Below are 19051 nucleotides of genomic sequence, written 5' to 3'. Positions count from 1 at the left end.
GCTGGATAAATCTCTGATGAATCAGGTCATCCCTGTGGGCACAGGGAACACGGTTGCCTTTCTGCTGTTACCTCCGGCTGTGATCGGTTCATCCCTGCGGGCGCAGGGAACACTCTAAGAAAATAGCTCTATATATCAAGGCATTACAAAGCCTCAATTTTCCACCAGAATATTAACCTGTTTTCAGGTACTTATTTTGGTTTGTTAAGGAGCTATCAAAACGCCGGGCTGCAAACCGGACATTAACAGACACAAGATATATTTTTCCAGCCGCCAGACCGACATCACGCCACACCACCACAAGTGTTTTCCCCCTCCCCCCTCTCTTTTCTCGCGACAGTTATTGGGCCAGCCCTCAGAGGCCATTAATTATGGCGATATTAGACAAATATCTCTTACCGTTTTCACACAACGAATCCTGATTACTACGACACTCACGCCGGAGTCATAAACCCACTGACGTATTAATTGAAATCCTGATCCTGGGGTTTCCCTACAGTTGTGTTCTTGCCGGTTTCACCTCTGTGCAGGTAACAGGGGCTGGCAGGACGCAATATACCCGTGTTTTTGTGGTGTCCTCCGGAGAATTACCGCTGGCATGGGGCCTGGGCGCCAAAACGGTGCCACAGGTTACCGCTCAAATGCCACAACTGGCGCATTTGGCAATGAGCTCAGAATATCTATTCTTCTTTCTTTTTTTATTATTTTTTAAAGAGATAGAGATAAAGAAGAGAAAAAAGGACGCCACGAAAAACAGGTCATTTTCAAAGAAAGGATGCCACAAGTGCTATTGCAAACCTGTGGCAAAACCGGGGCAGATAAACAGGCAATCTGCCTCTGGTCAAAACAACGATGACTGCTTAGAGCAACAGTCATCGCCGAAAAGAACAGGGCAATCAGTATCCCTTCATCGAGTCAATCAACTCGGGCAGGAACAGTGATATCTGCGGCACGTAGGTAATCAGGCCGAGGAAGAACAGCAGCAGGCACAGCCATGGCAGACAGGCTCTGATTACCCAGCCCATACTGCGGCCGGTAATACCCGCCGTGACGAACAGGTTGAGTCCGACCGGTGGCGTCAACATGCCGATCTCCATATTCACCACCATAATGATACCGAGGTGAATCGGGTCGATACCCAGCTGGGTGGCAATCGGGAACATGATCGGTGCCATGATCAGCAGAATCGCCGATGGCTCCATAAAGTTACCCGCCATCAGCAGCAACAGGTTCATAACGATCAGGAATGCCCAGGGCGGCAGACCCCAGCCAACGATGGTTTCAGCAATAATATGCGGAATCCGTTCGGTGGTCAGAACGTGAGCAAACAGCATGGCGTTGGCAATAATAAACAACAGCATCAGGCTGGTTTTTACTGCGTCGGTAACAACCTTGTTCACTTCCTTGTCAGTGAAAGACTGTACCAGTGCCAGCAACATCTGCACGGTGTTACGCACCATGGCAACAACCAGAGACTCACCTTCTTTCTTCCACGGCACAGCTTTCAGCGGGCCGATATCACGGTAACCGATAACCGCAACCAGCCAGGCATAGACGGCAGCAACAGCCGCGGCTTCAGTCGGGCTGGCAATACCGCCATAGATGGAACCCAGAACAATCACGATCAGCATCAGGCCGCCCATGGCGCGGGCACCGGTACCGAACAGGTGGGTTACACCGGGGAAAGGCTGAGCCGGCAGCTTTTTAATACGGGCAGCAATATAGATGGCAACCATCAGCAGGCCACCCATCATCAGGCCGGGAATCAGACCCGCCATAAACATGCGGGAAGCAGAGACTTCGGTCGCTGACGCATAAACCAGCATAACGATCGACGGCGGAATCAGAATACCCAGAGTACCGGCATTGGCAATAACGCCTGCGGCAAACGACTGCGGGTAGCCGGAACGCACCATACCGGCAATAACGATACTGCCGATTGCTGCTACGGTTGCCGGAGATGAGCCGGATACTGCCGCAAACAGCATACAGGCCATAACCGATGCCATCGCCAGACCACCACGGATATGGCCAACACTGGCAATTGCAAAATCAATCAGCCGTCGTGCGACACCACCGGTAGAAAGAAAGGCAGAAGACAGAATAAAGAAGGGAATCGCCAGCAGCGTATAGTGCTCCGATGTCGCCTCGAACATCTTCAGTGCGACCGAAGCCAGCGAGTCACTGGAGAAGGTCAGGATAGTAACAATACTGGACAGACCCAGCGCAATCGCAATCGGCATGCCCAGCAGCATGCAGAGCAGCAGGGTAATAAACAGCGTTGCTGTAGCCATTAGTGCTTCTCCCCTGCTGTGTTGCCGGCAGCATTGATCTCTTCTGCCAGTTTCATGCTCTCTTCAGCTTCATCTACATGATGGAAGCCACTGGCTTCACCGGTGATAATTTTCTTCAGCAGCACCAGAATCCGAATGGCCAGCAATACAAAGCCGATCACCAGCACACTCATGGCAATCCACTTGGGAAATGTCAGGTCATCCATTTCCAGTCCGATCATTTTTACTTTGCCGACATAAATCCAGCTGCCATAAACGAACAGACCACAGTAAATCAGTCCCAGTACCCCGGCGATAATGCCGGCAATACGCTGGGAGGCACTCGGCAACAGCTTTACAAAAGCATCAACACCGATATGGGCACCCACACGGATACCCCAGGAGGCACCCAGCAACACAAACCAGGCAGCACAGTACAGGGTCACTTCCTGCATCCACAGCTCACCGGTGTTAAAACCGAATCGCAACACAGTTTCAGCAAAAACCAGCAGGGTAATGGCGACCAGAAGCAATCTCAGCAGAGCTTCTTCAGCCCCGTGGAGGTATTCAAGGAGACGCGACAGCATAATAGCGAAGTCCCTTCATTGTTATTAAGAACCGGTCAACTGCTACTGCAGCTGACCGGATACGTGCTTCGCGGTTGGATCAGGATTTTTTCTGGTTGGAAGCCAGCGCAGCGTCGATGACGTCTTTACCAACTTCGTGTTCAAACTGCTTCCATACCGGCTTCATTGCTTCAACCCACTGCTGACGTTCAGCGTCGGTCATGGACAGCACTTCGCTGCGCGGAGAATCAATGATCGCCTGACGGTCGCTGCGAGTCTTCTCGCCAGCCACTTCGTTACCGTAAGCAATGGCTTCTTTCAGAGACTTGGCAACCACCGGACGGATATCTTCCGGCAGGCCGGCCCAGAATTCCTTGGAGGTTACAACCATATAATCCAGTACACCGTGGTTGGACTCGGTGATGTACGGCTGAACTTCAAAGAACTTCTTGGAGTAGATGTTGGACCACGGGTTTTCGGTACCGTCGATGGCACGGGTCTGCAGCAGGGTGAATACTTCAGAGAACGGCTTCTTCAGCGGAATACCGCCAACCTGTTCAAACTGGGCAGCCAGGATGTCGGAAGTCTGGATACGGAACTTCTTGCCTTTAGCGTCAGCCGGTACCTTCAGCGGCGAGTAAGCAGACAGCTGCTTCATGCCATTGTGCAGGTAACCCATGCCCATCAGGCCTTTCTTTTCCAGAGAAGTCAGCAGTTCCTGACCCTTGTCGCTTTTCTGGAAGCGGTCAACAGCTTCGATATCGTTAAACAGGAACGGCAGATCGAATACCTGCAGCTTCTTGGTGTATTTCTGGAACTTGGACAGAGACGGAGCCGCCAGCTGAACGTCGCCCAGCAGCATGGCTTCTAGTACCTTGCTGTCAGAGAACAGCTGGGAGTTCGGGTAAACCTTGACGTCTACCTTGCCTGGCAGGCGCTGTTCAACCAGCTCTTCAAACTTGAGCGCCATCTTGCCCTTCGGGGTGTTCTCGGCCACAACGTGAGAGAACTTGATCTCGATCGGTGCCGCCTGGGTCATCGGAGCAATCAGGGCAGCGCAGGCAACTGTGCTGGCAATCAGGGTTTTAATCATTTTCATTATAAAAGCGCCTTGCGTATTGGCTTATTGTTAGTTTTTAACTTGTTACATTGTTATGCGGGAATCATTCCCATGTTGCTGGCACGTTTAAGCAAAAGCCTTGCCAGTTTTTCCACTTACTACCGAGGGCAGGTAATCCGCGCACCTGACGGTTTATGAAAATAAAATTCGACATAAAATGGGTAGTTATCTACCCATTTCAATACTTTCCGCGTAGGGACAAGCACACAAAATATTGCTGTTTTTCAGCCGGTTACAACATGATCATGCTGCAAACAGATATCTGAAAAGTTATATGCAGGTTCTCTTCACGAATCAGCGACCAGGGCGGATACCTCCACATACGAATGACAACAAAGTCTGATAGCGACTGTGTCTGCTAACGACAAAGTGTCGCCCGTTTGCAGGAGTAAAAAAATAACGATGGAAAAAAAATGTACACCACGTTCTGCCTAGTATCGGAGACGTGGTTATCGGTCAGTATGGTGTCAGACCTGTACGATCAATGACTCGTACAACACAGTTTTTTTGCATGGTTATTTTTATTTTGTTAATGCAAAAAAGCAGAGACAACGCCGGGTAAATCCCCCCCTCTTATTATCCCCGCATGGATTTTAGCTCTGACTCTCAGGCTACCTTGTAAGGGTCCTTGGTCAGGCTGTATTTTTTCATTTTGTCATACAGGGTCTTGCGGGCAATCCCGAGGCAGACCATGGTGTCTTTGATGCAGCCGTTGTTCTGTTTCAGTGACTGTTCAATGGCCATCCGCTCAAACTGCTCTACCCGTTCCGGCAGCGTAGCCCGCGCCTGAATATCACGCAGGGTATCATCTTCACGGAATTCAAAGGTATCAAAGCCATCGGTCAGAATATGGCGTTCGGCAGCATTCCGCAGTTCACGCACGTTACCGGGCCAGTGGTGCTGCAACAGGGTATCAATAAACTCGGTGCCGGTTGGTTCCAACTGACGCTGGTAACGTTCGGCCGCAAGCAGGGCAAAGTGTTCGAACAGTAACGGCACATCATCCAGCCGCTCTCTCAATGGTGGAATATTGAGCTTGACCAGATTCAGGCGGTAATACAGGTCTTCCCTGAAGTTGCCTTGCTCGGCCAGCTGCAACAAGTCAACCTTGGTGGCTGCAACAATGCGGATATCCAGTGAAATCAGCTTGTTCGATCCCAGTCGTTCAACCTTGCGCTCTTCCAGTACCCGCAGAATCTTGATCTGCAGTGAGGCCGGCATGCTTTCGATTTCATCCAGAAACAGGGTGCCGCCATTGGCATATTCGAACTTCCCTACTCTGGCTTTCTCAGCGCCGGTAAAGGCTCCGGACTCATGCCCGAACAGTTCCGATTCAATCAGGTTTTCCGGCACAGCACCGCAGTTTATTGCTACAAACGGATGCTGCCGGCGCGAGCTGTGCTCATGCAGATAACGGGCAACCAGCTCTTTGCCGGTACCGGTTTCACCATGAATAAGGATATCTGCCGGAGCGTCCAGCACCTGATGAATCCGGTTACGCAGCCGTTTCATATTGCTGGCATTACCAAGAATCCGTGATCCCGGTGCCGAATGAACTGCCAGCTCCTGCTTCAGGGCCCGGTTTTCCAGCACCAGATGACGACGTTCCAGTGCCCGCTGAATAACCGACACCAGTTGCTTGCCGGTAAACGGCTTTTCAATAAACTCGTAGGCGCCATCCCGTATGGCATTGACCGCCATTGAGATATCACCATGGCCGGTGATCAGAATCACCGGCAGTTCCCGGTCAATGGTCTGGATACAGGTCATCAACTCCAGACCGTCCATGGGTGACATATTGATATCAGTCACCACCACACCGGGAAAGTCACGGTTCAGCTGTTTCAGGGCAGCTGTGCCCGAATCAAAACAAAGGGGTTGCAGATCATTCAGTTCCAGAGTCTGGGCAATGGTATTCAGCAGGTCCCGCTCATCATCGACCACTACGACCGGCAAATTATTATGATCATCCATAGTGAATTCTGTCTTCTACTGCTACGGCAGATGCAGTGTCGCTTTTTATGAGCGGAATTTCCACTGTAAACCGGGCGCCACCCTCGGCAACATTGTCCGCCTTGATCACACCTTCCATTGCTTCAACGATATGACGGGAGATGGAAAGACCGAGCCCCAGTCCCTGATCAATGGAGCGTGTGGTATAGAACGGTTCAAAAATCTGCTGGATTGCACTGCCCGGCAAACCATGACCATTGTCGCAGACTTCTACGACAACCTGCTTGTCACGGCGATAGAGACCAACCTTGATTTTGCGCTCATCCTTCTGTTCAACTGCCTGGACGGCATTACTCAGCAGATTGACGAAGACCTGCTTCAACCGGACCAGGTCACCGTTGATAATCAGCGGCTCCTTGGAGACATTGTCAAAATTCAGCTGGACACTGTTTTCCCGCAGCATCGGATGCACAATTTTCAATGAGTCCCGCAGTGCATCAAGCATATTCAACGGTTCGTGTTCATCCTCCGCCTTGCGTGAGAACGCCTTGAGCTGACGAATAATACCTGACATATGCTCGGTAAGACGGGAGATTTCCCGCAGGTTTTCCGCAACCTGGGCCTGACGGTCACGACGCAGAAACTCTTCAGCATTTTCCAGATAGCAGCGAATCGCCGTCAACGGCTGGTTCAGCTCATGGTTGATACCGGCTGACATTTGACCCAGCACCGCCATTTTGGCTGCCTGCACCAGCTCATTGCGGGTATCACGCAGATTTTTCTCAGTCTGCTTGTGACGTTCAATTTCCCACTGCAGCTTGCGGTTGGCTTCGGTCAGTGCCAGAGTGCGTGCCCGAACCTTGTCATCCAGATGATCGAGTGCGGCTTTCACTTCCTGATAGCGCCACTGACGTTCTCGCCAGTACAGACCTCCCATCAGCAGTACCACCAGGAAACCAGCCATACTCAAAGTACTGATCGCTGCAATCCTGTTAACCGCGGTGGTTTTGATAAAGAGATGCAAACGCCAGTCGGTTTCCGGCATGGCAACACTCTGGGTCAGAAATGACTCTGTTCTTTCCTGGCCAATACCGACACTTCGTAAATCACTGTTGCTGTTTTGCAAACTATAAGGCTTGGGTTGCTGCATATAGTACAGTGGCTGCAAGGTCTGGTTATCATAACGACGCTGCTGCTGGATGCGTCCCAGGTCATCACGGGAAACAGGCTCCAGGCTATGGAACAGCCAGTCTCTTCGAGTACTGATAAAGATAATGCCGGTCGAGTCGGTAATGGTGAATGCGGCTTCACCACGATCCCACGGACTTTCCCAGTCCTTCTCGATCTCTTCCATATCACGCTTGACAACAATCACGCCCAACGGACGACCGTTGACTTCAACCCTGCGGGCATAATACACACCTCTGGCTCCGGAGATGACGCCCAGCGCGGAATAGAACCCTTCACCACCCTGCATGGCTTGCAGGAAATAGGGTCTGTAGCCAAAGTTTTTACCGAGGAATGTACGCGGGGATGACCAGTTACTACTGGCAATGGTGTTGCCCTCACGATCCATCATATAGATGACAGAGGCACCGGATTTTTCAACCATCTGCTCCAGGTACAGATTGACCCGGGGCAACAGTTTTTCGTCCTCGAATGCATCTTCCAGTAATGGATTAACCGCGAGAATAGCCGGTAACGGACGATAGCGTTCCAGCATATACTGAATTGAATTACGATAACGGAACAGCTCATTGAGGCCATCCTGCCTCAACAGTACAAATCCTACCTGACGACTGGCCCACCAGGTTACAACCAGAATCATTACTGCTATAACAGCAAGAAAGGTGGTCTGGCGTCTGTTTCCCGCTTGAATCAATAGTTTTTTCAATGTTTTTATCTTTGCTTTGCTGTGCATCACTCCATTGGCGGTGTGGAGATTACCACTCCAGTATGTATCTTGCGATATGAATATTGATTGATATTGTATAAATTACCTGATGATAATAATTCTCAATAACTGCTACACTCATACCGCCTCATTCGCGAAAAAGAATTAATGAATACGACGGAGTTTTAATGTCCCGACCTGCGCCAAGAGAATTAACTGTAAAAGACATTACCCCGCTATCACCAAACCTGCGTCGCTTTACTTTTACCGGCGAATCGCTGAGTGACTTCCCTGTTGATCAGGCTTCAGCCTACGTAAAACTCGTGTTCGACAGTGCGGAAGAAGGCCAACGGCCAATGATGCGGAGTATGACCGTAGTTGATAGCAATATTCAGGCCAAAGAGCTGGTGCTGGATATTGCCCTGCATAACCAGGACAGCCCGGAAAAGCTGGGACCAGCAGGACAATGGGTAGGTCAGGCAAAACCGGGAGACTCAATCAAGGTTGCCGGCCCGGGTGATACCAAGCTGGTCGACTTCTCTGCAGACTGGTTCTTTATGGCCGGCGACCTGACTGCTTTGCCAGCAATCAGAGCTAATCTGCATAAAATGCCGACTGATGCCAAAGGCTATGTGGTGCTCGAAGTTCCTGAAGCCGAAGATAAAGCCGCACTGCAAATTGAACCCGGAAAATCACCTGAAGGCATTGAAATCCACTGGGTGGTTAATCCCGAGCCCGGTACTCATCATGATCAGCTCAAACAAAAAGCGCTCTCACTACCATGGTTATCCGGCACACCGTATATCTGGGCAGCCGGAGAGCTGAAATCTGTGCTGGAACTGCGCAATCATCTGAATCAGACCATGCCGGCACCCCGCCCTCCCCGCTATATCAGTAGTTACTGGCAGAAAGGACTGGACGACACTCGCCACAAGCAGGAAAAGAAGCGCCAGCTGGCCGAGTAGTTGGTAGTTAGAAATCAACCGGCAGGGTGACTGCCGGTAATTAATTCGTCAGTGAATCAATAAATACTGGCACCACTTCTGCGCAGATCTATCAAAGGGCAACGTCTCTTCACTCGCCTCAAGATTCAGCGCAACAGTATGTGTACCTGTCGCTCTGGTTTCAGCATGATCGAACCCAAAGCAGATGACTTTCTTCAGTTCCATCTCTCTTTTGCCAGAACTCCTGCTTCAGGAGAATGAAACAAAACCGGCAACCTCTCAAACTCTGAACTAGGATAACTATCCTATTTAAAAGCATTAGAATTCAAAAAATGAACCCATCACAACACTTCATTAAACTATTGATGAAACTGGGATGCCTTTTTTTATCAGCTTTCATATCAACAAATATGCAGGCAGGAAAAGTCCGTCTGGTCGAGAAGGATAAACAGCATCAACTGAATTTTTATCTGGCCAAGACTTTGACATTTGATCAATTCGCCCATCTTCTCATAGCTCTGGACAAGGCCAGTGGAAGCCCGGCAGGTATGAATATACTTGATCTAAAAGAGGAGGCGCAGGCAAAGCATGACTCGGTTGTTCAGGCCGAGCTATCAGAGTACAGGCAACTGGTACATTCCTTAAGTGTGGCCAAGGGTGATCACATTGGCCTCAACATACAGTTACTCACCCTCTTTCAGGAAGCTCACAAGCACACAGATCTGAATATCCTGTTTCTTGGCCCTGTTCTTAGAAAGGAGAGATTGACTGATACTCTGGCTGTAATCACCGGAGGGTGGGAGCTTGATTCAGCCTTATGGCTTACCTGTGATGATACTACTGAAACAGTAGAGGACAATCAGTCAAGGATTAAGCTTGGGATAGCCTGGCTGAATGAGCATACTTCTTATGACATTCAACGTGAGCTGATCTGCTATATGCTGGGAATGCTATGTCTGCCCCATAATTTGTCACACTTACTGCGCTCGTCAGATTCATATTACGAGAATGAGGATACATACGCAGGAGATGAGTTTCTTCAATCAATACAGTATTTCATGATTAAGAGGCGTATTCACTGGAGTTACCTGCCTAATCATTTCTGTACGATGTCCGGTGAATGTGAAGCTCTGTGTGAAGCAATGGGTGTTACCACAAGTCAACTTGACGAACATAACACTAAATTTGGGCAATTAATGAACGCATATTACTGTCCACCCGTCGTACGCATCCGTGAACTGACAGGCTCTTCGGTATTCACTAAACTGAGCCGAAATACTCCAGATTTAGAGGAGCATCTGGATTCAGCTGAAGACGCTTCACTCAGAGTTGACCTTCATACCTTTACAACTTCCTTAGGCCTCAACCACGGTGAAAAAATGAAGTTCTTTCTGCAGGCATGGGCTCTACGTTGCCCTGAACGGAAAGTAACAGCATTCCTGGAGCTTGTAGACAAAACCAGTGTTCCCGAAGACCTGAAGCAATCGATGATGGAGGAAGTGAAGAAGCACGCTCTCTATGAATATTCTGTTTTCAGGTTCTCTCAAAAAGAAACACTACCATTCGTTGAAGAGCATTTTCAGCTAGCGCTATAACAATACTCAACATTAGACTTCATATACGGCCGGATTACTTCTCGACCCTCAACATGCAATAGAAAAGTAGATAGGAAAATAAGTATAACCTGTCCGAGTAACTGACCGTTAGAGTCCACCGGCAGAGCAACAAGCATACTGCCGGTCATTAAATCATTTCATATGAGTATTAAAAAATGCCGGCACCACCTCTGTCGCCGGGCCATAAAACTGTTCATCAAACTGCGAAGCGTTCTCGCTCGGTTCAAGGTTGAGCTCAACAGTATGTGCGCCTGCCGCTCTGGCTTCAGCAAAGAATCCAGCAGCTGGATAAACATTGCCCGAGGTCCCGATAGAAACAAACAGATCGCAATTGGCAAGCTTGTCATAGATCAGATCCATTTCCAGCGGCATTTCCCCGAACCAGACAATATGGGGTCTTAGCAATCCGACAGACTTACAGTTATTACACAGACTGTTAATGCCCAGATCACCTTCGTGATCAGCCACATGCTCACAATCAAGACAGCGTGCCTTTTTCAGCTCACCGTGCATATGTATCAGGTTGCTACTCCCTGCCCTTTCATGAAGATCATCAACATTCTGGGTAATCAGCAAAAAGTCACCGTCAAATGCTGCTTCAAAATCGGCCAGCACTTGATGACCCCGGTTTGGCTGCACTTCAGCAAGCTGTTGCCGACGCTGATTGTAGAAGTCTTGCACTAACTCAGGGTTACGGGCAAAACCTTCCGGTGTTGCCACATCCTCGACTGGATGATTTTCCCACAGGCCATCACTGGCACGGAAAGTCTGTATTCCTGATTCAGCCGATATTCCGGCACCGGTTAACACAACAATATTCTTGTAGGCAGGCATAAACAGCTTGTTTCCCAATACAGTAATTTTGATCTTTGCCAAAACAGCAAAAGAGAGCGCGATAGATCGTAATCGTAAGCTGAAATATATCGAGTGAAGAAAAAACAGAACAGAAAAGAAACAAACCGAGAGCTGACAACGATGTCAGCTCTTCGGCAAATCAATCAGGAAAGGCTTTGCAGCGGATGATTTTCCTCATCCCAGGGCGATTGCAACTGCGACTGAACCCACTCAGCCGGCACTTCATCAACAGAAGCAAACAGCCACTTTGGCGTACGATCCTTATCAACCAGCAAGGCCCGGACACCTTCGCTGAACTCACCGTTACGGGTACAGTTCACGGCCAGATCCAGCTCACGACGGAAAGTTTCTTCCAGTGACCAGCGCTGGCCGCGCTGCAGCATTTCGTAGATCAGATGTGCTGCTGCCGGGCTGCCATGCAGCGCAGCGGCACGGGCTTTCTGCAGCCACTTATCGTCTGTTTCCAGCGCTTCGATTGCGCCCATGATATCGGACAGTGAATCCCGGTCGATCAGGGAACGGATAATATCCATTCGCGGTACTACCTGTGCTGCCGGTTTCACATCAGCGGCATCCTGTTCCATTCGGCGCAGAATACTGTCCAGCAGACGATGATTAGCGGCGCCATCTTTGCTCCATTCGACAGACTGCATTGCATCCAGCAGTTCTGCCCGGGATTCCTGTTTCAGCAGACGGTCTGCCATCCCCAGATCCAAAGCATCGGTGCCGTTAATCTGGCAGGCAGTCAGCCCCAGGAACATACCCGCGTGTGCCGGCAGTCGGTTCAGGAAATAGCTGCCACCCACATCCGGGAACAATGCAATGGTGATTTCCGGCATACCGATACGGGTGGTTTCAGTGACAACCTTGTGAGAGGCACCGGCCATCAGACCCATACCGCCACCCATAACAAAACCGCCACCCCAGACCAGCAGTGGTTTGGGGAAACGGTGCAGCAGATGGTCAAGACGGTATTCGCGGGTAAAGAAACCTTCGCAGTAAGCCCGGTTATCCGGCGTATCTTGCTGCATGCATTCCCACAGCTGACGCACATCACCGCCGGCACAGAAACCGCGCTCACCGGCACCATCCAATACTACTGCAGCAATCGAGGGGTCAGTTGCCCAGTCCTGAAACTTTGGATACATCAGATCGATCATATCCAGGCTCAGGGCATTAATGGACTTTTCGGAATTCAGCGTAGCCCGGCCGATTTTCATCCCGTTACGGGCTTCCAGCTCGGTAAATAAAACGCAATCAGACATTCATTACATCCTTAAATGAAGGCAATCGCAGAGCCACTCTTGCAATAAAGCCAGCAGCTACTGCGATTGAGTTTGAACCTAAAGCAACAGTCGTACTCAGTACTTCCATTCAGGCTTGCGTTTTTCCAGGAAAGCGTTGACGCCTTCCAGCTGGTTGGGATCATCAAACAGTTCGTTGAATTCAGCCCGCTCCTTCGGCAGACCTTCGCTCAACGGTGCACTGCGGGTCTGCTGAATCAGGCGCTTACAGGCAGCAACTGCTGCCGGGCTCTGTTTCTCGACGCCGTTGGCCCACTCCATTGCCTGTTCCATGCCCTTGCCCGGTTCGGCCAGTGCTTCAACCAGGCCAATTTCCAGTGCTTTTTCTGCCTTGACCCGCTCGCCGCAAAGAATCATGCGCTTGGCCCAGCCTTCACCGACCAGCAGGGTCAGGTTCTGGGTACCACCGGCACAGGGCAACAAACCTACAGAAGCTTCCGGCAGTGCCAGTGTGGCTTGCGGCTCGGCAACACGAAGGTCACAGGCCAGCGCTACTTCCAGACCACCGCCCATGGACCAGCCGTTAATTACGGCAATAGTCAGGCCACGGAAAGACGACAGTGCTTCAAAGGCATTACCAAAGGCGATACCGACTCTGGCCGCATTTCCTTTGTCACCATCCGCAAACATATTCAGATCGGCACCAGCAGAGAAAAACTTCTCACTGTCGCTGCGCACAATCAGGGTCATAATATCTTTACGCTGATTGAACTGCTCCACAATGGATGCCAGATAGTTCAGGCTTTCCTCGGTCCAGGTATTGGCCGGTGGATTGTTCAGGGTCAGAATTGCGGTGTGACCTTCTTCTTTTATCAGGATGCTGTCGCTCATTATTCGATCTCTCCACATTTTTCGTCCAGCAGGCGGCGGGCAATAATCACGCGCATGATTTCATTGGTGCCTTCCAGAATTTGGTGCACCCGGGTGTCCCTGACCATCCGCTCGAGCGGGAATTCATTGATATAGCCATAACCGCCGTGCAGTTGCAGTGCTTCATTACAGATATTGAAGCCGGCATCAGTCGCAAAGCGTTTGGCCATGGCGCAGTAAGAAGTGGCTTCCGGATCCTTGTTATCCAGTTTATGAGCAGCCAGTCGTACCATCTGGCGGGCTGCAACCAGTTCGGTCTGCATATCCGCCAGTTTGAACTGCAGCGCCTGGAAGCTGGCAATCGGACGACCAAACTGCTGACGCTCCTGCAGGTAAGCTTTGGAGCGGTCAATGGCCAGCTGGGCGGTACCCAGTGAGCAAGTGGCAATATTCAGACGACCACCGTCCAGACCTTTCATGGCAAAGATAAAGCCTTCGCCTTCTTCACCCAGACGGTTGGAAACCGGAACTTTTACATCTTCAAATGTAATCAGACGAGTCGGCTGGGCATTCCAGCCCATTTTTTCTTCCAGTCGGCCATAGGTAATACCGGGCGTAGTTGCCGGTACCACAATGGCGGAGATACCTTTGGGGCCGGCATCGCCGGTACGGGCCATAACAACAAGAACGTCAGTACTGCCGGCACCGGAGATAAACATCTTGCTGCCGTTCAGGACATAGTAATCCCCTTCCCGCTTCGCAGTCGTGCGCAGGGAAGCGGCATCAGAACCGGAACCCGGCTCGGTCAGGCAGTAGGAGCTCAGTTTTTCCCCGCTGACCAGATCCGGACACCACTCATCACGCAGTGCCGGCGCAGCAAAGCTGCCGATCATCCAGGTACACATGTTATGGATAGTCAAATATGCAGTAGTGGCCGTACAGCCATAGGAGAGTTGTTCAAAAATCAGGTGAGAGTCGAGCCTGCTCAGGCCCAGACCGCCAGCTTCTTCCGGGGTATAGAGCCCACAGAAGCCGAGTTCTCCGGTCTTCTTGATCACATCAACAGGAAAATGATGTTCCCGGTCCCATTCTGCCGCATGGGGTGCCAGTTCCTGTTCCGCGAACTGGCGCGCAGTATCACGGAAAGCAATCTGATCTTCAGTCAGTTCAAAATTCACAGCGACCTCTCTTACTTATAATTGGAGGTGAGAGTCAGAGTATTGCGTAAACTAGCATTGAGCGCCGGTGACAGGAATCGCGAGATTGTTGTTTTACGTAACCAGCAGAGCTGCAATCCAGTTTCAGCAAGACATTCAAAACAAGCTTTACGTTAACGTAAAGTTATACTACATCTTCCGGAAAACTGGCAACTCATCTGAATTACGCGCTTGTAAACCAATCCCTATACATTCAATCCAGATAGATGATATTGCCAGAACGCTAATAAATATTGACCAACTTTACGTTAACGTCAACCTACCCTATACTCCGAAATACCGAAGCCAACAGAACCTTCCGTTATGGAGAACAAGGATAAGCCGACGCGCTACACCATTTCACAGTTAGCGCAGGAATTTGGCATCACAACCCGGACCATTCGTTTCTACGAGGACAAGGGTTTGCTGTCACCGGCACGGGAAGGTCAGCATCGGATATACAGCCCCAGAGACCGCACGCACCTGAAGCTGATCCTTCGGGGCAAGCGACTTGGGTTCAGCCTGGATGAATCCCGGGAACTGATTGCACTGTACGACCCTGATCGCAATAACAAGCGGCAACTGTTGACCATTCTGGGAATGATCGCCGAGCGCAAGGCACTGCTTAACCAGCAACTGCGCGATATTGCCGCGATGCAGGGGGAACTGGACGAGGTTGAACGTCGCTGTCGTGAATCACTCAGCCATATTCACTGAGATCCAGTTGCTGACCTCTTGAAGAGAGAAGCCCGGTACAGCACATGATGCACTCATGAGAAATCATGAATAGCCATGATGCATTAGAGTACGCTCAGAAATTTGAGCCACTCAATAATAAAAATAAAACCAGAACAATAACCAGAACAATAATAAGCGCAGCAAAATTTCAGCGATAACAGGAGCTTGTCTATGTCCACGCTTAATCACGATCTTGGCGAAACCATCAACATGTTGCAGGAGCAGGTTCGGCAGTTTGCTGCAAACGAAATTGCTCCGTTTGCAGCAGATATTGATCGGGAAAACCAGTTCCCGGCTGACCTCTGGCGCAAGCTGGGCGATATGGGCCTGCTGGGTATTACGGTTGAGGAAGAGTACGGCGGCTCAGGCATGGGTTACCTGGCTCATGCGGTTGCCATGGAAGAGATAAGCCGAGCCTCTGCCTCCGTCGGCCTGAGCTATGGCGCCCACTCCAACCTGTGTGTGAACCAGATTCGCCGCAACGGTACCGAAGAACAAAAACAAAAATACCTGCCGAAACTGTGCAGCGGTGAGCATGTCGGCGCACTGGCCATGAGTGAGCCTAATGCTGGTTCCGATGTAGTCAGCATGAAGCTGAAAGCCGAGCGTCGTGGTGATGTGTTTGTGCTGAATGGCAACAAGATGTGGATCACCAACGGTCCCGATGCCGACACCTATGTAATCTACGCCAAAACCGATCAGGATAAAGGTGCTCACGGCATTACCGCCTTTATCGTTGAGCGTGGCTTCCCCGGTTTCACCCAGGCCCAGAAGCTGGACAAGCTGGGAATGCGCGGCTCCAACACCTGTGAGCTGGTGTTCCAGGACTGTGAAGTACCGGTAGAAAACGTACTGGGCATGGTAGACGGCGGCGTTAAAGTACTGATGAGCGGCCTCGACTATGAGCGAGTGGTACTGTCCGGTGGTCCGGTCGGTATTATGCAGGCTTGTCTCGATATTGCCCTGCCCTATGTGCACGAACGCACCCAGTTCGGCAAGGCGATCGGTGAATTCCAGCTGATCCAGGCCAAGCTGGCCGATATGAATACCGAGCTGAATGCTTCCCGCTCTTACCTTTATACCATTGCCAAAGCCTGTGACCGTGGCGAAACCACCCGCAAGGATGCCGCCGGCGTTATCCTGTATACCGCTGAACGTGCTACCCAGCATGCGCTGCAGGCCATACAGATTCTGGGCGGTAACGGCTATATCAATGAATATGCCACCGGTCGTCTGCTGCGTGATGCCAAGCTGTACGAAATCGGTGCCGGTACTTCTGAAATCCGCCGAATGCTGATCGGTCGTGAAATGTTCCAGGAGACTCGCTAATGCCTGTGATTGAATCTGCAGTTAACGTTCATTCATCGGCATTCCAGCAAAACCGCGAGGCGATGCTGGGCAAGCTGAACGGATTGAATGAAACCATCGCCCGTATTCTGCAGGGCGGTGGTGAAAAGGCCCGCGCCCGTCATGAAGGTCGCGGCAAATTACTGGTCCGTGACCGGATTGACCAGCTGCTGGACCCGGGCTCGGCCTTTCTGGAAGTCGGCCAGCTGGCCGCTGAAGGTGTCTATGAAGATAACCTGCCGGCTGCCGGTGCGGTTGCCGGTATCGGTCAGGTGTCCGGTCAGGCCTGTATGATTGTGGCCAATGATGCCACCGTCAAAGGCGGCAGTTACTATCCGCTGACTGTTAAGAAACACCTGCGGGCCCAGGCGATTGCCGAAGCCAACAACCTGCCCTGCATCTACTTGGTGGATTCCGGTGGTGCCAACCTGCCCCGTCAGTCCGATGTATTCCCTGACCGGGAACACTTTGGCCGGATCTTCTTTAACCAGGCCCGCATGTCATCCAAGGGCATTGCCCAGATTGCGGTGGTCATGGGCTCCTGCACGGCAGGCGGCGCTTATATTCCGGCAATGGCGGATGAAAGTATTATCGTCCGCAATCAGGGCACTATTTTCCTTGCGGGTCCGCCGCTGGTTAAAGCCGCTACCGGTGAAGAAGTCACCGCCGAAGAGTTGGGTGGCGGTGATGTGCATACCCGTACTTCCGGTGTTGCCGATCATCTGGCAGAAAATGATGAACATGCGTTGCAGATTGCCCGCAATATCGTCGCCAACCTGAACCGCACTGTACCGCCTCAGGTTCAGCGTAAAGAACCGGTTGCTCCGCTGTTTGATGCTGAAGAACTGTACGGTGTAATTCCGGAAGATCCGCGCCAGCCGTTTGATGTACGCGATATTATTGCCCGTCTGGTCGACGGTTCCGAGCTGGATGAATTCAAGTCCCGCTATGGTACTACGCTGGTCTGTGGCTTTGCCCGGATTCACGGTTACCCGGTGGGCATCCTCGCCAACAACGGTGTGCTGTTCTCCGAGTCTGCCATCAAGGGCGCTCACTTCGTTGAGCTCTGCTGCCAGCGCAAGATTCCGCTGCTGTTCCTGCAGAACATTACCGGCTTTATGGTCGGCAAACAGTATGAGTCCGAAGGTATTGCCCGCCACGGTGCCAAGCTGGTTAACGCAGTGGCCTGTGCCGAAGTACCGAAGCTGACTGTCGTGATTGGCGGCAGCTATGGCGCCGGCAACTACGGCATGTGCGGCCGTGCCTACGATCCCCGCTTTATGTGGAGCTGGCCCAACGCTCGAATCGCGGTTATGGGTGGTGAGCAGGCAGCCGGTGTTATGGCCACAGTAAAACGCGGTGCACTGGAAAAAGCCGGCAAAAGCTGGACTGACGAAGAAGAAGCCGAATTCCGCAAGCCGCTTGAAGACCAATTTGACCGTGAGTCCACTGCCGTTTATGCCAGCGCCCGGTTATGGGATGACGGTGTTATCGATCCGGCCCAGACCCGTGATGTTCTGGGACTGAGTCTGGCAGCAGCATTGAACGCACCGATTGAAGACACCCGTTACGGTATCTTCCGGATGTAAGGAGGCGGTACATATGAGTAATGAAAACAATAACGAACCCAATCTGACCGCCGGCATTGATCCTCGTGGTGTGGTCAGACTGACCCTGAATCGTCCGGCTGTACGCAATGCTTTTGACGATAACCTGATTGCCAATCTGATCGAAACCCTGGAAGAAGTGGTTAACACCCCTGAAGCCCGGGTTATCGTACTGGACGCAGCCGGCAAACACTTCTCTGCCGGTGGCGACCTGAACTGGATGCGCCGCATGGGGCAGATGGATGAAGCCGCCAACCGCGCCGATGCCGAAAAACTGGCCAAACTGATGGTGATGCTGGATCAGTGTCCAAAACCGGTGATCGGTCTGATCCAGGGCGCCTGCTATGGCGGTGCCGTTGGTCTGGCCAGCTGCTGCGATATGGTTATTGCTGCAGATAATGCCCGTTTCTGTCTGAGTGAAGTCAAGATTGGCCTGCTGCCGGCGACTATCAGCCCGTTTGTGGCCCGTGCTATTGGCACCCGTCAGTCCCGCCGCTATATGCTCAGTGCCGAAGTCATTCCAGCCGAAAAGGCGCTGGATATTGGTCTGGTACATGAAGTTGTGGCTGAAGATGAGCTTCGCTCGACAGCCGATACCCTGATTGCCCAGTTACTGCAAAACAGTCCGGCAGCGATTGCGGCTACCAAGGATTTGCTGAAAGGTATTGCCGGTCAGGTACCGGGTACTGCTGAAGTTACCGACTACACCATCGACTGTATTGCCAAGATCCGGGCCTCAGAGGAAGGCCGGGAAGGTCTCAGTGCGTTTCTTGAAAAGCGCTCCCCATCCTGGATTCAGGCCAGCGGAGATGAGCAGGATGCCTAGCA

At 51.4% G+C, this 19051-nt stretch carries 16 protein-coding genes; 7 read left to right on the top strand and 9 right to left on the bottom strand.

Going from position 1 to position 19051, the window contains the following annotated elements:
* Positions 1-524: 524 nt before the first annotated feature.
* Positions 525-941, top strand: a complete 417-nt coding sequence (locus ACYZZ0_RS01795) for a hypothetical protein (RefSeq protein ID WP_461534851.1) — start codon at positions 525-527, stop codon at positions 939-941.
* On the opposite strand, the gene ACYZZ0_RS01790 is transcribed toward ACYZZ0_RS01795, so the two are convergent.
* From ACYZZ0_RS01790 to ACYZZ0_RS01770, 5 genes are all read right to left on the bottom strand, one after another.
* Entirely contained in the window at positions 897-2294 is a 1398-nt protein-coding gene (locus ACYZZ0_RS01790; protein ID WP_461534850.1) for a TRAP transporter large permease, read from the bottom strand. The genes ACYZZ0_RS01795 and ACYZZ0_RS01790 overlap by 45 nt on opposite strands.
* Positions 2294-2860, bottom strand: coding sequence for a TRAP transporter small permease (locus ACYZZ0_RS01785; RefSeq protein WP_461534849.1), 567 nt, complete (start codon positions 2858-2860; stop codon positions 2294-2296). The genes ACYZZ0_RS01790 and ACYZZ0_RS01785 overlap by 1 nt, the downstream gene beginning before the upstream one ends.
* Positions 2861-2939: 79 nt before the next feature.
* Complete coding sequence (locus tag ACYZZ0_RS01780) at positions 2940-3938, bottom strand: TRAP transporter substrate-binding protein (protein ID WP_461534848.1); 999 nt, start codon at positions 3936-3938, stop codon at positions 2940-2942.
* Positions 3939-4565: 627 nt separating this feature from the next.
* Complete coding sequence (locus ACYZZ0_RS01775) at positions 4566-5933, bottom strand: sigma-54-dependent transcriptional regulator (protein ID WP_461534847.1); 1368 nt, start codon at positions 5931-5933, stop codon at positions 4566-4568.
* Entirely contained in the window at positions 5926-7806 is a 1881-nt protein-coding gene (locus ACYZZ0_RS01770) for a sensor histidine kinase (RefSeq protein WP_461534846.1), read from the bottom strand. Before ACYZZ0_RS01770 ends, ACYZZ0_RS01775 begins: the two co-directional genes overlap by 8 nt.
* Before the next feature lie 188 nt (positions 7807-7994).
* Here ACYZZ0_RS01770 and ACYZZ0_RS01765 point away from each other — a divergent pair, with 188 nt between their 5' ends.
* Positions 7995-8771: a siderophore-interacting protein gene (locus tag ACYZZ0_RS01765; RefSeq protein ID WP_461534845.1), complete on the top strand. Its 777-nt coding sequence runs from the start codon at positions 7995-7997 to the stop codon at positions 8769-8771.
* Positions 8772-9082: 311 nt separating this feature from the next.
* A complete protein-coding gene (locus ACYZZ0_RS01760) occupies positions 9083-10345 on the top strand; it encodes a hypothetical protein (RefSeq protein WP_461534844.1) in 1263 nt (420 codons plus the stop codon).
* A gap of 153 nt (positions 10346-10498) precedes the next feature.
* Here the strand turns inward: ACYZZ0_RS01760 and cobB are convergent, their stop codons facing one another.
* The 4 genes from cobB to ACYZZ0_RS01740 form a co-directional block, all read right to left on the bottom strand.
* Positions 10499-11200, bottom strand: coding sequence for a Sir2 family NAD+-dependent deacetylase (gene cobB / locus ACYZZ0_RS01755; RefSeq protein ID WP_461534843.1), 702 nt, complete (start codon positions 11198-11200; stop codon positions 10499-10501).
* A gap of 164 nt (positions 11201-11364) precedes the next feature.
* Positions 11365-12486, bottom strand: coding sequence for an enoyl-CoA hydratase/isomerase family protein (locus tag ACYZZ0_RS01750; RefSeq protein ID WP_461534842.1), 1122 nt, complete (start codon positions 12484-12486; stop codon positions 11365-11367).
* A 96-nt stretch (positions 12487-12582) separates the two neighbouring features.
* Positions 12583-13356: an enoyl-CoA hydratase gene (locus ACYZZ0_RS01745; protein ID WP_461534841.1), complete on the bottom strand. Its 774-nt coding sequence runs from the start codon at positions 13354-13356 to the stop codon at positions 12583-12585.
* Complete coding sequence (locus ACYZZ0_RS01740; protein ID WP_461534840.1) at positions 13356-14513, bottom strand: isobutyryl-CoA dehydrogenase; 1158 nt, start codon at positions 14511-14513, stop codon at positions 13356-13358. The genes ACYZZ0_RS01745 and ACYZZ0_RS01740 overlap by 1 nt, the downstream gene beginning before the upstream one ends.
* A gap of 342 nt (positions 14514-14855) precedes the next feature.
* Between ACYZZ0_RS01740 and ACYZZ0_RS01735 the strand changes: the two genes are divergently transcribed.
* The 4 genes from ACYZZ0_RS01735 (at position 14856) to ACYZZ0_RS01720 (ending at position 19049) form a co-directional block, all read left to right on the top strand.
* A complete protein-coding gene (locus ACYZZ0_RS01735) occupies positions 14856-15248 on the top strand; it encodes a MerR family transcriptional regulator (protein WP_461534839.1) in 393 nt (130 codons plus the stop codon).
* Positions 15249-15440: 192 nt separating this feature from the next.
* On the top strand, positions 15441-16598 hold the full coding sequence (locus ACYZZ0_RS01730) for an isovaleryl-CoA dehydrogenase (protein WP_461534838.1): 1158 nt from the start codon (positions 15441-15443) through the stop codon (positions 16596-16598).
* Positions 16598-18205 (top strand): carboxyl transferase domain-containing protein, encoded by a 1608-nt coding sequence (locus tag ACYZZ0_RS01725; protein ID WP_461534837.1) that lies wholly within the window; start codon positions 16598-16600, stop codon positions 18203-18205. The genes ACYZZ0_RS01730 and ACYZZ0_RS01725 overlap by 1 nt, the downstream gene beginning before the upstream one ends.
* Positions 18206-18218: 13 nt before the next feature.
* On the top strand, positions 18219-19049 hold the full coding sequence (locus tag ACYZZ0_RS01720; protein WP_461534836.1) for an enoyl-CoA hydratase/isomerase family protein: 831 nt from the start codon (positions 18219-18221) through the stop codon (positions 19047-19049).
* The last annotated feature ends 2 nt before the right edge of the window (positions 19050-19051 follow it).

Source organism: Spongorhabdus nitratireducens (assembly GCA_947387575.1).
In the GTDB taxonomy this organism is placed as follows: Bacteria; Pseudomonadota; Gammaproteobacteria; order Pseudomonadales; family Endozoicomonadaceae; genus CANDOC01.
This window is presented reverse-complemented; position numbering and strand designations above follow the sequence as displayed.

What these genes read in the sequence shown, in the direction of transcription:
- ACYZZ0_RS01790 (WP_461534850.1), bottom strand. Translation starts at nt 2,294, where the DNA reads ATGGCTACAGCAACGCTGTTTATTACCCTGCTGCTCTGCATGCTGCTG.
- ACYZZ0_RS01785 (WP_461534849.1), bottom strand. Translation starts at nt 2,860, where the DNA reads ATGCTGTCGCGTCTCCTTGAATACCTCCACGGGGCTGAAGAAGCTCTG.
- ACYZZ0_RS01780 (WP_461534848.1), bottom strand. Translation starts at nt 3,938, where the DNA reads ATGAAAATGATTAAAACCCTGATTGCCAGCACAGTTGCCTGCGCTGCC.
- ACYZZ0_RS01775 (WP_461534847.1), bottom strand. Translation starts at nt 5,933, where the DNA reads ATGGATGATCATAATAATTTGCCGGTCGTAGTGGTCGATGATGAGCGG.
- ACYZZ0_RS01765 (WP_461534845.1), top strand. Translation starts at nt 7,995, where the DNA reads ATGTCCCGACCTGCGCCAAGAGAATTAACTGTAAAAGACATTACCCCG.
- ACYZZ0_RS01760 (WP_461534844.1), top strand. Translation starts at nt 9,083, where the DNA reads ATGAACCCATCACAACACTTCATTAAACTATTGATGAAACTGGGATGC.
- cobB (WP_461534843.1), bottom strand. Translation starts at nt 11,200, where the DNA reads ATGCCTGCCTACAAGAATATTGTTGTGTTAACCGGTGCCGGAATATCG.
- ACYZZ0_RS01750 (WP_461534842.1), bottom strand. Translation starts at nt 12,486, where the DNA reads ATGTCTGATTGCGTTTTATTTACCGAGCTGGAAGCCCGTAACGGGATG.
- ACYZZ0_RS01745 (WP_461534841.1), bottom strand. Translation starts at nt 13,356, where the DNA reads ATGAGCGACAGCATCCTGATAAAAGAAGAAGGTCACACCGCAATTCTG.
- ACYZZ0_RS01735 (WP_461534839.1), top strand. Translation starts at nt 14,856, where the DNA reads ATGGAGAACAAGGATAAGCCGACGCGCTACACCATTTCACAGTTAGCG.
- ACYZZ0_RS01730 (WP_461534838.1), top strand. Translation starts at nt 15,441, where the DNA reads ATGTCCACGCTTAATCACGATCTTGGCGAAACCATCAACATGTTGCAG.
- ACYZZ0_RS01725 (WP_461534837.1), top strand. Translation starts at nt 16,598, where the DNA reads ATGCCTGTGATTGAATCTGCAGTTAACGTTCATTCATCGGCATTCCAG.
- ACYZZ0_RS01720 (WP_461534836.1), top strand. Translation starts at nt 18,219, where the DNA reads ATGAGTAATGAAAACAATAACGAACCCAATCTGACCGCCGGCATTGAT.